14 protein-coding genes are annotated in these 11,843 nt (G+C 73.7%); 9 read left to right on the top strand and 5 right to left on the bottom strand.

The window, feature by feature from the left end:
- Window positions 1-3 precede the first annotated feature (3 nt).
- Together fliP and QA634_RS25935 are read right to left on the bottom strand one after the other, a co-directional pair.
- Window positions 4-855: a flagellar type III secretion system pore protein FliP gene (gene fliP, locus QA634_RS25940; RefSeq protein ID WP_012334868.1), complete on the bottom strand. Its 852-nt coding sequence runs from the start codon at window positions 853-855 to the stop codon at window positions 4-6.
- A 110-nt stretch (window positions 856-965) separates the two neighbouring features.
- The gene (locus QA634_RS25935; RefSeq protein ID WP_283026901.1) at window positions 966-2,315 is read right to left on the bottom strand and encodes a hypothetical protein; all 1,350 of its coding nucleotides are present in this window, start codon (window positions 2,313-2,315) and stop codon (window positions 966-968) included.
- Between the two features lie 257 nt (window positions 2,316-2,572).
- On the opposite strand from QA634_RS25935, the gene flgB reads away from it, so the two are divergent.
- From flgB to cckA, 7 genes are all read left to right on the top strand, one after another.
- Window positions 2,573-2,974, top strand: coding sequence for a flagellar basal body rod protein FlgB (gene flgB / locus QA634_RS25930; protein WP_012334866.1), 402 nt, complete (start codon window positions 2,573-2,575; stop codon window positions 2,972-2,974).
- A gap of 39 nt (window positions 2,975-3,013) precedes the next feature.
- Window positions 3,014-3,424 (top strand): flagellar basal body rod protein FlgC, encoded by a 411-nt coding sequence (gene flgC, locus QA634_RS25925; protein ID WP_012334865.1) that lies wholly within the window; start codon window positions 3,014-3,016, stop codon window positions 3,422-3,424.
- Between the two features lie 4 nt (window positions 3,425-3,428).
- Complete coding sequence (locus tag QA634_RS25920; RefSeq protein WP_012334864.1) at window positions 3,429-3,734, top strand: flagellar hook-basal body complex protein FliE; 306 nt, start codon at window positions 3,429-3,431, stop codon at window positions 3,732-3,734.
- A 381-nt stretch (window positions 3,735-4,115) separates the two neighbouring features.
- On the top strand, window positions 4,116-4,382 hold the full coding sequence (gene fliQ, locus QA634_RS25915) for a flagellar biosynthesis protein FliQ (RefSeq protein ID WP_012334863.1): 267 nt from the start codon (window positions 4,116-4,118) through the stop codon (window positions 4,380-4,382).
- An 18-nt stretch (window positions 4,383-4,400) separates the two neighbouring features.
- Entirely contained in the window at window positions 4,401-5,159 is a 759-nt protein-coding gene (fliR, locus tag QA634_RS25910) for a flagellar biosynthetic protein FliR (RefSeq protein WP_012334862.1), read from the top strand.
- The gene (locus QA634_RS25905) at window positions 5,160-6,221 is read left to right on the top strand and encodes an EscU/YscU/HrcU family type III secretion system export apparatus switch protein (RefSeq protein WP_012334861.1); all 1,062 of its coding nucleotides are present in this window, start codon (window positions 5,160-5,162) and stop codon (window positions 6,219-6,221) included.
- A gap of 232 nt (window positions 6,222-6,453) precedes the next feature.
- Window positions 6,454-9,063: a cell cycle histidine kinase CckA gene (gene cckA, locus QA634_RS25900; RefSeq protein WP_012334860.1), complete on the top strand. Its 2,610-nt coding sequence runs from the start codon at window positions 6,454-6,456 to the stop codon at window positions 9,061-9,063.
- Between the two features lie 87 nt (window positions 9,064-9,150).
- Here the strand turns inward: cckA and QA634_RS25895 are convergent, their stop codons facing one another.
- Window positions 9,151-9,285: a hypothetical protein gene (locus tag QA634_RS25895; protein ID WP_265576421.1), complete on the bottom strand. Its 135-nt coding sequence runs from the start codon at window positions 9,283-9,285 to the stop codon at window positions 9,151-9,153.
- Between the two features lie 272 nt (window positions 9,286-9,557).
- Here QA634_RS25895 and QA634_RS25890 point away from each other — a divergent pair, with 272 nt between their 5' ends.
- Together QA634_RS25890 and QA634_RS25885 are read left to right on the top strand one after the other, a co-directional pair.
- A complete protein-coding gene (locus QA634_RS25890; protein ID WP_012334859.1) occupies window positions 9,558-10,040 on the top strand; it encodes a MarR family winged helix-turn-helix transcriptional regulator in 483 nt (160 codons plus the stop codon).
- A 5-nt stretch (window positions 10,041-10,045) separates the two neighbouring features.
- A complete protein-coding gene (locus QA634_RS25885) occupies window positions 10,046-10,885 on the top strand; it encodes a patatin-like phospholipase family protein (protein ID WP_012334858.1) in 840 nt (279 codons plus the stop codon).
- A gap of 197 nt (window positions 10,886-11,082) precedes the next feature.
- Here the strand turns inward: QA634_RS25885 and QA634_RS25880 are convergent, their stop codons facing one another.
- Window positions 11,083-11,310 carry a hypothetical protein gene (locus tag QA634_RS25880; protein ID WP_012334857.1) on the bottom strand — a complete coding sequence of 76 codons (228 nt, stop codon included), beginning with the start codon at window positions 11,308-11,310 and terminating at the stop codon, window positions 11,083-11,085.
- On the bottom strand, window positions 11,307-11,489 hold the full coding sequence (locus tag QA634_RS25875; RefSeq protein ID WP_012334856.1) for a hypothetical protein: 183 nt from the start codon (window positions 11,487-11,489) through the stop codon (window positions 11,307-11,309). The genes QA634_RS25880 and QA634_RS25875 overlap by 4 nt, the downstream gene beginning before the upstream one ends.
- Window positions 11,490-11,843 lie beyond the last annotated feature (354 nt).

Below are 11,843 nucleotides of genomic sequence, written 5' to 3'. Positions count from 1 at the left end.
GCCTCAGCCGCCGTAGCTCTGCACCAGCGAGCCCGCGACCAGGGTCCAGCCGTCGACCAGCACGAAGAAGATCAGCTTGAAGGGCAGGGCCACGGTGGCGGGCGGCAGCATCATCATGCCCACCGACATCAGCACCGAGGCGACCACGAGGTCGATGATCAGGAACGGGATGAAGAGCAGGAAGCCGATCTCGAAGGCGCGCCGGAGCTCCGAGATCATGAAGGCCGGGGTGAGGATCTCCAGCCCCACCGCCTCCGGCGTGGCGGGCCGCGGCGCGTTCGACAGGTCGAGGAACAGCCGCAGGTCCTTCTCCCGCACCGAGCGCAGCATGAAGGCCTTGAAGGGCTGGGAGGCCCGCTCGAAGGCCTGGCTCTGGCTGATCTGCCCGGCGACCAGCGGCTCGATCCCGGTCCGGTAGGCCTCCCGGGCGGTCGGCGCCATCACGAAGGCGGTGAGGAACAGGGCGAGGCTGACGATGACCGCGTTGGGCGGCGCCGTCTGCGTGCCGAGCGCCGAGCGCAGGATCGACAGCACCACGACGATGCGGGTGAAGGCGGTCGCCATCACCAGCACCGAGGGCGCGAGGGCCAGGACCGTGATGAGGGCGACGAGCTGGAGCGCCCGCTCGGTCACGCCGCCGCTCGGGCCGAGATCGACGGTCACGCTCTGGGCGAGCCCCGCCGTCGCGGAGCCGAGCAGGCCGAGCCCGGCGAGCAGGGCCGCCCGCCGGCCCCGCACGGCCCATCTCGCGGCGGCCCAGCTCGCCGCGCGCCGGTCCGTGATTCGTCGCGCGATCACGCGCCGCAGCGGGATCCGGTTCGGCGGCGAGCGCTCTGGCGCAGTCGGAAGGCCCATGCCCGCACCCTGGCGCGCGGCGCGCGCCGCGCGCAAGGCCGCGCCGCTCCCGCGGCCGCGCTTCTCGGCCGGCGCGGCGGGAGGGCCACAGCGCCGGACGCCCCGCGGGGTCAGCGCCGATCGAGCGGGCGACCGAGCAGCCGGGCGAACTCGGCCTCGATCTCCTCCACGGAGAACGGGTTCGGGGCCGCCTTCTTGGGCTCGGGTTCGGGCTCCGGGGCCGGAGGCGGGGAGGCGGCGGCTCGGGCTCGGGTTCCGGCTCCGGCGGTGGCGGGACTGGTTCGGGCGCGGGGGCGCGGGCTCATGCGCCGGCGCGTGCCCCGCCGCGGGCTCGGGCCCGTGCTCGGCCAGCGGAGCCGGGGGCACGGGCTCGGGCATGGGCTCGGGCATGGGCTCGGGCACGGGCTCGGGCATGGGCTCCGGCGCGGGCTCCGGAATCGGCTCGTGCACGGGCTCCGGCGGTGGGGGCTCCGGCTCCGGATGATGCGGTGGCGGTGCGGCGGCCTCCGGGACCGGCTCCGGGACGGGGGTGGGGGCGGGGGCGCCGGCTCGGGCGGCGGCGGCGGCGCCGGGATCACGGGCGCGACGGGCTCGGGCTCGGTCGGGCGGCTCATCACGGGGGCGGCCGGCCGGGACGGGGCGACGGCCGAGGAGGGCCGGCGGAGCGCCTCCTCGAGCTGGCGGGCCATGTCGTTCAGGATGGCCGCGTCGACGACCCGCGGCTCGGCCCCGCGCGTGCCCGCCGGGGCCGGAGCGGCCTGCGCCGGAGCGGCCTGCGCCGGAGCGGCCTGCGCCGGGACGGCCGGCGGTTCGACGATGCGGGGCGGCATGTCGAGGGGCGGCGGCGTCTGCCGGCCGGTGCGCAGACTCGGCGGCTCGACGCGCCGGCTCGCATTCAGCCGCGGCCCCGGCCCCGGCCGCGGCGGCACGGCCGGGCGCGGCGCGGCCTCGGGCTGCAGCGCGGGCGGCGGCTCGGTGGGCGGTTCGGGTGCCCGGGGCGGGAACGGCGGGAAGGCGAAGGCCGGCTCCGGCTGGGTCGCGACCGGGGCGGGCGGCGGCACCGGGAAGGGGGCTTCCGGGAAGGGCGGCAGCGGTGGGGGCAGCGTGGCAGGTTCCGCCTCGGCGGGAAGGGCGAGGGGCGGCTCGGGGGCGGGCTCGGCCCGCTCGGCGAGGTCGGCCGGCAGCCGCGCGCCCGCCACCCGCACGATGTTGCGTTCCACCACCACGTCGTTGGGGCCGCCGACCAGAAGCAGGTGCTCGGTGTTGTCGCGGCGCAACAGGATCAGCTGCCGCTGGCGGTCGAGTTCGTAGATGTCGACGATGCCGAGCCGCGGCTGGCGGCCGCGCTGCGCCCCTCCGTTGCTCAGGTTCAGGCGCCCGCGGGCGAAGCGCTTCGCGCCGAACGCGAAGGCGCTGAGAAGCACCACCATGACCAGGAACACGATCAGGTAGGAGATCAAGGGCGAACTGTCCGGCCCGAGGAGCGAGGAGAGCAATGCACGGTCTCTCACAGGTGAGGTGCCGGGGCACCGACGCGATACGAAGGGGTTCTACCACGCGGGCGTTCCCGCCGCGCAGGCCACGTTAAGACCTCTTAACAACTTCATGAAGGGTTTGGCGACCCGACGGCAGGCGGAGCCGCCGCGGCCGCGCGCATGCTTAACCGCCTCTTAACCATGTGCCCGGCAGATTTTGCCGACCGAAGCTGGGGCCGCCCGTGCCAGTCGCCGATCTCCCCCTCGTCAGCATGCTGCGCAACCGCATGCAATGGCACCAGACGCGCCAGAAGGTCCTGGCGGAGAACGTTGCGAATGCCAACACGCCGGGCTTCAAGGCGCGCGACCTGCGCGCGCCGGTCTTCCAGCCGGACGGCAGCGTCGCGGCCGCCGGCCTGCCCGGCATCGGGGTGGAGCGCACGAGCCCGCTGCACATGGCGGGGACGGGCTTCACCCCGTCGGAGGACCGCACCCGCACCCGCTTCGACGTCGTGCCGAGCGGCAATGCCGTCAGCCTCGAGGACGAGATGCTCAAGGCCGCGGACAACCAGGCGGATTATCAACTCGCGGCCTCGCTCTACCAGAAGAGCCTGCAGCTCCTCCGCAATGCGGTCGGCAAGTAGCGCGGGCCCGGGCGCGGGCGAGTCGGGCGGAGGCGCAGCATGGACTTCATGAAAGCGATCGGCATCGCGGCATCGGGGCTTCGGGCGCAGTCCGGGCGGATGCGGGTGATCTCCGAGAACATCGCCAACGCGGATTCCGAGCCGACCCGCGCCGGCGTCGAACCCTACCGCCGCAAGGTCCCGACCTTCGCCAACCGCCTCGACCGGGAGCTCGACGCGCGCATGGTCGATCTCGGCCGGGTCCGCCGCGACCAAGCCCCGTTCCGCACCAAGCACGATCCCGGCAACCCGGTGGCGGATGCCAAGGGGGACGTGCAGCTGCCCAACGTCAACCTGCTCGTCGAGACCGTGGACATGCGCGAGGCCCAGCGCAGCTACGAGGCGAACCTGAACATGGTCACGGCGGCCCGCCGCATGATCTCCCGCACCATCGACATCCTGAAGGTCTGATCCCATGCCCACCAACGCCTTCGCGGCCGGTGCCTACGCGGCGATCCAGAACCTCGGCCGGGCGAATCCCGCCGCGAAGCCCGCGGCGCCGGAGGCCGGCTTCGGCCAGCTCGTCGCCTCGGCGATCGACGGGGTCGAGGCGGCGGGCAAGCGCGGCGAGCACCAGATGATGGCGGTCGGTGCCGGCAAGGCCAACGTCGTCGACGTGGTGACGGCGGTGGCCGAGAGCGAGACCGCGCTCCAGACCCTCGTCGCGGTGCGCGACCGGGTGATCTCCGCCTACGAGGACATCATGCGGATGCAGATCTGATCCCAACGGCTCAGGATGCCGACGCATCGAGCCGTTGGTCCGTCTCGAATTTTCTATTCGAAGCCGAAGGCTTGGCGAAAATTCGAGAGCACCACCGGTCATGAGAGATGACCGCTGGTATGAGTTGCGCACCGGCTTCGCCGCCCCTCACGGATGAAACCTGAGCGTGCATGTGATCAGAGTTCTGCACGCTGGCATAGCAAGTTTCTATTTAGGGCGGCGCGAGCGAAAGGCGCGCGGGAGAACCGCTCTCCCCTCCGGCCCCGCCGCCCTCGCGTCCCTCCCGGCTCCCGAACCTCCCGGCTCCCGAACCTCCCGGCTCCCGAACCTCCCGGCTCCCGAACCTCCCGGCTCCCGAACCTCCCGGCTCCCGAACCTCCCATGACCGGCCTCGCCATCCTCGACATCGCCCGCGACGGGATCGTCACCTTCCTGAAGGTGGCCGGTCCCCTGATGATGATCGCCCTCGTGGTCGGGCTCGCCGTGTCGCTGCTCCAGGCGCTCACGCAGATCCAGGAGCAGACCCTGATCTACGTGCCCAAGATCGTCGCGGTCTTCGCCGCCATGCTGCTGATGCTCCCCTTCATGGGCGACGCCCTGGCGGGCTACATGGGCCGGATCGCCGCCCGCATCGCCGCGGGCGGGTGAGCCCCGGGGCGCCCCCGCGTGAACCTGCTGCTGCCCGGCCTCGCCGCCGCCTATCTCCTGACCTTCGCCCGGGTCGGCACCCTCGTGATGCTGATGCCGGGGATCGGCGAGACCGTGGTGGCGCCGCGCCTGCGGCTCGCCTTCGCGCTCCTCGTCGCCCTGGTCCTGTTCCCCTTCGTGCGCCCGCTCCTGCCGCAGCAGGCGGGGACGGGGCCCGCGCTCATCGGCGTGCTGATCGGCGAGATCGCGGTCGGGCTCGTCCTCGGCCTCAGCGTGCGGGCGGTGCTCGCCGCCCTGCAGACCACCGGCACGATCGTCGCCCAGCAGCTCGGCCTCGCCTACGCGATGACCGTCGACCCGACCACCTCGGGCCAGCAGGCGACGCTCGGCAGCTTCCTGACGATGCTCGGCATCACGCTCGTCCTCGCGGCCGATCTCCACCACCTCGCCATCGCGGGCATCCGCGACAGCTACGCGCTGATGCCCCCCATCGGCGTACCGGCCACCGGCGACGCGGCGGCCTTCGCCATCCGGGCCGTCGCCCGCGGCTTCGCCCTCGCGGTCCAGATCGCCGCGCCCTTCATCGCCTTCGGCATCCTGTTCAACCTCGGCCTGGGCGTGCTGTCGCGGCTGATGCCGCAGATGCAGGTCTTCTTCGTCGCCACCCCGGCCTCGATCCTGATCGGCATGGCGGTGCTGCTCGCCAGCCTCGGCGTGGTCATGGGCGTGTTCGTGGAGGATCTCGGGCGCTGGCTCGGCGAGATCGGGAGGCCCTGAGTGGCGGGCGAGGGCGAGCAGGAGGACCGCACCGAGGAGCCGACCCAGAAGCGGCTCGACGACGCCATCAAGCGCGGCGACGTCGCCACCAGCACCGAGATCAACACGCTCCTCCTCCTCGGCGGCTTCACCCTCGTGCTCCTGGTCGGCGCCGGGAGCATCGCCCGCGGCCTCGCGGTCGAGCTGCGCGACCTCCTCGCCGGCCTGCACCAGGTGCCGGGCGACGCGGCCGGCTACGCGGCCCTGGCCCGCCGGGCGCTCGCCGCCCTCGCCCTCGCGCTGGCGGCTCCGGTGGGCGCGGCCGTCGCGGCGGCGCTGGTCGGCGGGCTCCTGCAGCATCCCCTCGTCTGGACCACCGAGACCCTCGGGGCCAAGTGGGAGCGCGTCTCCCCGGCCGCGGGCCTCAAGCGCCTGTTCGGCCCGGAAGCGTGGTTCCAGTTCGGCAAGGGCATCCTCAAGGTCGCCCTCGTCGGCACGGTGGCGGCGCTGGTGCTCTGGGGCGACCGCGACCGGCTCGACGCGCTCGCGCGGCTCGAACCCTCCGCCCTGCTGCCCGCGACCCTCGCCCTGGTGCTGCGGCTGATGGCCGGCATCCTGGCGGCCTACCTGGTGATCGCGCTCGGCGACGCGGCCTATCAGCGCCTGCGCTGGCGCGCCCGCCTGCGCATGACCAAGGCCGAGATCAAGGAGGAGATGAAGGAGAGCGAGGGCAGCCCCGAGGTGAAGGCGCGGCTGCGCCGCATCCGCGCCACCCGCGCCAAGAAGCGCATGATGGCGGCGGTGCCGGGCGCCACCGTGGTGGTCGCCAACCCGACCCACTTCGCCGTCGCCCTCCTGTACGAGACCGGCATGGCCGCCCCGGTCTGCGTCGCCAAGGGCGTCGACGTGCTGGCGCTTCGCATCCGCGCGCTCGCCGCCGAGAACGGCGTCCCGGTGGTCGAGAACCCGCCGCTCGCCCGCGCCCTCCACGCCACCGTCGAGATCGACCAGGCGATCCCGACCGAGCACTACAAGGCGGTCGCCGAGGTGATCGGCTTCGTGCTGCGCCAGCAGCGCCGATGACGTCGCGGCCGCATCGGGATTGGCCTCGTCCTGACTTGCTTTCCCGGGACTTGCCTTGCCGGGACTTGGCTTCTCGGGACTTGCCGGCCCGGGTGGCTCGGGCATAACCGGCCCGTGGCGGCGCGACCCGCCGCCGGCGGCGAAACCCATCCCCGCGCAAGCTTGGTCCACCAGGATGCGGCCGCGCGGGCGGGGGCCATCGACCGGCATGTTCAGGATGGATCACGGCGTCATGCCCGAGTTGAGTCCCCAAGCCCCGCCCGAGGCCACCGCCCTCGACCGCTCGGAGCGCCCCGGCCGGGTGAGCCTGCTCCTGCTCCTCGCCGGCCTGCTCGTCGGGGCGGCGGTGGGCCTGAGCTTCGTCGCCAACGAGCAGGCCCAGCCGCTGATCCTCGGGCTCCTGGCGGTGCTCGCCATGGCGGGCGTGTTCTCGCTCTTCGCCCTCGCCATCGGCGCCCTGCAGCTCACCGGGCAGGGAGGGCGCAACGACGTCACCAAGGCGGTGGTCGACGCCGCCCCCGAGGGCATGATCGCCGTCGAGGACGGCGCGCGGCCGATCTACGCCAACGCCGCCTACCTCGCGCTGGCGGGGAGCGACAGCTTCTCGAACCTGCGCCTCGTCGAGCGGATCTTCGTCGGCAGCCCGGACGTCTCGGAGGCGGTCTACCGCCTCGCCCAGGCCGCCCGCGAGGGGCGCAGCCTCTCGGAGGAGATCCGCATGGCACCCCCGCCCGGCGGGGGCGAGCGGGACTTCGCGTGGTACCGGATCGCGGTGCGGCCGCTGCCGCTGCCGCGCCGCCCGGTCGCGCTCTGGGCCGTCAGCGACATCACCCACGAGCGCGAGCGCCAGGAGAACGTCTTCCAGGTCCTCCAGCACACGATCGACTTCCTCGACCACGCCCCCGCGGGCTTCCTGTCGGTCGATCCGCGCGGCGGCGTCGTCTACATGAACGCCACCCTGGCGGCGTGGCTCGGCTACGACCTCGCGCAGGTCGGCTCGGGGGGCCTGCGCCTCGCCGAGATCCTGCCGGCGGCGGTGGGCGAGGTGCTGGTGGCGGGCAACGCGCAGCCCGGCGAGGTGCGCACCGACGTCTTCGACCTCGACCTGCGCCGCCGCAACGGCCACCCGCTCCCCGCCCGCATCTACCACCGCGTCGCCTACGGCCAGGACGGGCGCCCGGGCGATTCGCGCACCCTGGTGCTCAACCGCTCGGCCGGGGAGGAGACCGACGAGCCGCAGCGCGCCGCCGAGGTGCGCTTCGCGCGCTTCTTCAACACCAGCCCGATCGCCGTGGCGACGCTCGACGCGGCGGGGCGCCTCGTGCGGGCGAACGCCTCCTTCGCGCGGCTCTTCGGCACGCTGCCGCGCACCGGCGAGGGCCGCGAACTCGGCCCCTCGGCCCACGACTGCATCGCCGAGCGCGACCGCCAGACCTTCGACGGCGCCTTCCGGCTCGCCGCCGAGGGGCGGGGCGACGTCGCCCCCGTGGAGGTCGGCGTCGCCGCCCCGGGCAACCGCTCGGCCCGGATCTGGCTCAGCCCCGAGGTGCGCGCCGCGGGCGGGCCCGAGCCCGACGGCGGCCAGGAGACGGTGATCCTCTACGCCCTCGACACCACCGCCCAGCTCCAGCTGCAGCAGCAGATCAACCAAGCCCAGAAGATGGAGATGGTGGGCCAGCTCGCCGGCGGCATCGCGCACGACTTCAACAACGTCCTGCAGGCGATCATCGGCTACTCGGACCTGCTGCTGGCCAGCCACCGCCCGGTGGACCCGGCCTTCCAGGACATCATGCAGATCAAGCAGAACGCGAACCGGGCCGCGAGCCTGGTGCGCCAGCTGCTCGCCTTCTCGCGCCGGCAGACCCTGCGCCCGGAGGTGATCCATCTCGGCGACGCGCTCTCGGACCTGACGCTGCTGCTCAAGCGCCTCCTCGGCGAGCGGGTCGAGCTCGATCTCAAGCACGGGCGCGACCTCTGGCCGGTCAAGGCCGACGTGAACCAGTTCGAGCAGGTGATCGTGAACCTCGCGGTGAATGCCCGCGACGCGATGCCGAATGGCGGGCGCCTCGCGATCCGCACCGCCAACGTCGCCGCCGAGGCGGCGGGCGCCCTCCAGCTCACCGGCCTGCCGGCGGCCGATTACGTGCTGGTCGAGGTGGCCGATACCGGCACCGGCATGACGCCGGAGATCATGGAGAAGATCTTCGAGCCGTTCTTCACCACCAAGGAGGTGAACAAGGGCACCGGGCTCGGCCTCTCGACGGTGTTCGGCATCGTCAAGCAGTCGGGCGGCTACATCGACGTGAAGTCGACGGTCGGCGAGGGCACGGTGTTCGGCATCTACCTGCCGCGCTACGTCCCGATCCCCGAGGAGGTGCCCGCCCCGGAGGCGGCCCCCGCCGCGGCGCCGGCCGCCGCCGCCCCGGCGGAGGGCGCCGCCCCCGAGCGCAAGGCGCCGGCCGCCGACCTCACCGGCCGCGGCACCATCCTGCTCGTCGAGGACGAGGATCCGGTGCGGGCGGTGAACGCGAGGGCGCTCGCGGCGCGCGGCTACACGGTGCTCGAGGCCGCCTCGGGGCTGGAGGCGCTCGCCATCATCGGCGAGCGCGACACGCCGGTCGACCTCGTCGTGTCGGACGTGGTGATGCCCGAGATGGACGGCCCGACGCTGCTGCGCGAGCTGCGCAAGCGGCACCCCACCCTCAAGGTGATCTTCGTCTCCGGCTACGCCGAGGACGCCTTCCAGAAGAACCTGCCGGAGGGCGAGGAATTCAACTTCCTGCCCAAGCCCTTCAGCCTCAAGCAGCTGGTCGAGACGGTGAAGACCACCATGGCGGTGTAGCGGGGAGGCCAGCTCCCCGCGCGCCCTGCCCGGCCTTGAGGCAGCGCTCGACGCCGGTGCCGAGACCGCTCGACCGGCCGGCGAGGCTCACCGAAACCTCCCGCACCGCCTGGGCGAGCCGCCGGTCTCCCGCGCCGCCTGCGGCACGGCGACGACGGGGCTCGCGACCTCCCGGGTCGAGGCCGTCCGCTCCTCGACCGCGCTCGCCATCGCGAGGGTCATGCGGGCTCCGGTTGATCGCAGCGGATCCCGGATCAGCCGCGAGAGTTCGGTGACCGCCCCGTTGATCGCCGCCATGGCCTCGGCGCCCCCCCCCGATCGCCGCCTGGAGGTCGCCGACGCGCTTGGTCATCGCATCGCGCGTGATCCGCCGCCCGGCGGGCCCCCGGGCGGGCCCCGGGCGAGGCCGGGGCGAGCGGCGGGACGCGCCTCCGGCGGCGGGGGATCGGTTCCGCCCCGCTGGCGCCGAGATGGTTCTGATATAAACTATCTCGATGACCCCCACCTCGCCGCGCTCCGCCTCCCTCGCCGCCATTCCCCCGGACCCGATGCGGATCTGGTTCCGCTTCGTCCGGCTCAACCGGCGCGTCGCCGCGGCGGTCGCGGCCGAGTTGCGGGCGCTCGGCCTGTCGATCCCGCAATTCGACGTGCTCTCCACGCTCTCCGAGCAGGAGGGGCTCACCCAGCAGGACCTCGCCGAGCGGCTCTACGTCACGAAGGGCAACGTCTCGGGGCTGGTCGACCGGCTGGTCGAGGCGGGGCTGGTGGAGCGGCGCCCGATCCCGGGCGACCGGCGCTCGCACGCCCTCCACCTCACGCAGGTCGGGCGGGACCTCGCGCGGAGCGGCATGGCGGCCCAGACCGCCTACGTGGTCCGCACCCTCGGCACGCTCCCGGCCGACGACCTCGCCTCCCTCGAGCGGGTGGTGCTCGCGTGGCGCGGCGTGGCGCGGGCGGACGAGGAGGCGCGGCGCTGACGGCGATGTTCGACGCGGTCGCCTTCGCGGGCGGGGGAAATCGCTGCTATTGGCAGGGCGGCTTCTGGGCGGCGGCGGCCGAGCGCCTGCGCCTCTCCCCCTCCCTGGTGGTCGGCGTCTCGGGAGGCGCCTTCGCGGCCTGCTACAGCCTGCTCGGGCAGGGGCGGGCGGTGATGGAGCGGGTCGCCGAGGGCTGCGCCGCCGGCACGCCGAACCTCGATTGGCGCGCAGCCTGCCGGGGCGGGCGGGCCTTTCCGGTCTCCGCCCTCTACCGCGACCTCATCGACGCGGTGCTCGGGCCGGCGGCCTTCGCGGCGCTGCGCGCCGGGCCGGCCGAGGTCAGGATCGCCCTGGCGCGGCCGCCGCGCCGCCTGCCGCTCGCCGCCGCGATCCCGCTCGGCATCCTCACCTACCAGGTCGAGAAGACCTGGCGGGCCCCCGTGCACCCGCGCGGCGGGAGAGCCCTCGGCTTCCGGGAGGAGTTCGTGTCGGTGCGCGACCTCGGGGGCGCGCAGGAGCTCGCCGCGGCCCTGATGGCGAGCGCGAGCGTGCCGCCCTTCATGCCGGTGGGCCGCGTCGGGGACGGGCCCGCCCTCGACGGAGGCCTCGTGGACAACGTCCCGGTCGCGCCGCTCGCCGGCATCGAGGCGGCGGGCGGGCGCAGCCTCGTGCTGCTGACCCGGCGCTACCGGTCCCTGCCGAAGCATCCGGGCCGGACCTACCTGCAGCCCTCCGCCCCCGTCGCCATCGGCCAGTTCGACATCACCGATCCGGACGGGATCCGGCGGGCCTTCGCGCAGGGCCTCGCGGACGGGGCGGCCTTCGCGGCCGCGCAGGGCCGCTGACCTCAGCCCTGCGCGGCGCGCGCAGGGCCGCCGACCTCAGCCCTGCGCGGCGGGCGCAGGGCCGCCGAGGGGACCCCTGAGCGGCGGGGAAGCCCTGGAGCATTGTCCGACGAAGGGGATGCCGGTTCGTCGAAGACAATGCAGCACAACCAACGACCGAGAGCTTGCGCCCGATGGCACCGTGATCGGGCGCGGCGCTAGTGCGAGCGCTCGGTCCGGTCCGGGGCCTGCCCGGTCTTGCTGTGGCGGTGATGCGCGTCGCGCTCGCCGCCTCCGCCCGAGACGTGCGACGTGGCGCCGTTCGTCGGGCTGCCCGGCTGGGGGTCGTGCCGCTCGGGCCGCTGGGGCTCCGTCGCGTCCTGGTGGCTGCTGCCGGGCCCGCCGTGGTGGCGGTCGGTCTGGGAGGCCTTGCGCGAGGTGCTCATCGGTCCTGCTGGTATCCCTGGTTGGTGGTGTTCACCTTGGAATTGCCGGCCTGGCCGATCTTGTCCGGATCCTTGGTCTGGCTGCCGGCCTTGCCGAGCTCCGTGGGCGCCCCCTGGGCGCTGCCGGGCCCCTTGTGGGACTGGTTGGCGGGCGGAACGGGAGGAGGCTTGGCGGTCATCGGTCGTCCTCTTCTGGTTCTGGTGCCGGCCAACGTGCCCGGCGCGAGGCCTGTTCCACCCGAGCGGCCGCGGGCGGCCCGCCCCCGGCGCGCCGCACGGACCCCGTGACCGGCCTCCCGGTGCGCAGGATCTCGGCGGAGAAGGTCCCGAGCAGACCCGTCGACGCGGCCGCTCGCGCAATCCCGCGCCTGTCGATCCCGCCGCCCTCGCCGCGCGAGATCGCCGTCATTCAGATCGATCCGATGAGTACCTTGGCAATCCTCCTGGGAGCTACTTTGCGGGCGGGGACGAGGGCGCGGAATTTTAGGTTGGTCTCAACACTTCGCCGGTAGCTCAAGGAGAGACGTGATCGA

Origin of the sequence: Methylobacterium sp. CB376 (assembly GCF_029714205.1) — a bacterium.
Taxonomy (GTDB): Bacteria; Pseudomonadota; Alphaproteobacteria; order Rhizobiales; family Beijerinckiaceae; genus Methylobacterium.
The sequence above is the reverse complement of the archived record's forward strand: the minus strand, read 5'-3'. Positions and strand labels throughout refer to the sequence as shown.

Excerpts from the sequence above, each read along its gene's own strand:
- fliP (WP_012334868.1), bottom strand. The coding sequence starts at position 855 with ATGGGCCTTCCGACTGCGCCAGAGCGCTCGCCGCCGAACCGGATCCCG.
- QA634_RS25890 (WP_012334859.1), top strand. The coding sequence starts at position 9,558 with ATGACCCCCACCTCGCCGCGCTCCGCCTCCCTCGCCGCCATTCCCCCG.
- QA634_RS25885 (WP_012334858.1), top strand. The coding sequence starts at position 10,046 with ATGTTCGACGCGGTCGCCTTCGCGGGCGGGGGAAATCGCTGCTATTGG.
- QA634_RS25895 (WP_265576421.1), bottom strand. The coding sequence starts at position 9,285 with ATGACCCTCGCGATGGCGAGCGCGGTCGAGGAGCGGACGGCCTCGACC.
- QA634_RS25875 (WP_012334856.1), bottom strand. The coding sequence starts at position 11,489 with ATGACCGCCAAGCCTCCTCCCGTTCCGCCCGCCAACCAGTCCCACAAG.
- flgC (WP_012334865.1), top strand. The coding sequence starts at position 3,014 with ATGGACTTCATGAAAGCGATCGGCATCGCGGCATCGGGGCTTCGGGCG.
- QA634_RS25920 (WP_012334864.1), top strand. The coding sequence starts at position 3,429 with ATGCCCACCAACGCCTTCGCGGCCGGTGCCTACGCGGCGATCCAGAAC.
- fliQ (WP_012334863.1), top strand. The coding sequence starts at position 4,116 with ATGACCGGCCTCGCCATCCTCGACATCGCCCGCGACGGGATCGTCACC.
- QA634_RS25880 (WP_012334857.1), bottom strand. The coding sequence starts at position 11,310 with ATGAGCACCTCGCGCAAGGCCTCCCAGACCGACCGCCACCACGGCGGG.
- cckA (WP_012334860.1), top strand. The coding sequence starts at position 6,454 with ATGCCCGAGTTGAGTCCCCAAGCCCCGCCCGAGGCCACCGCCCTCGAC.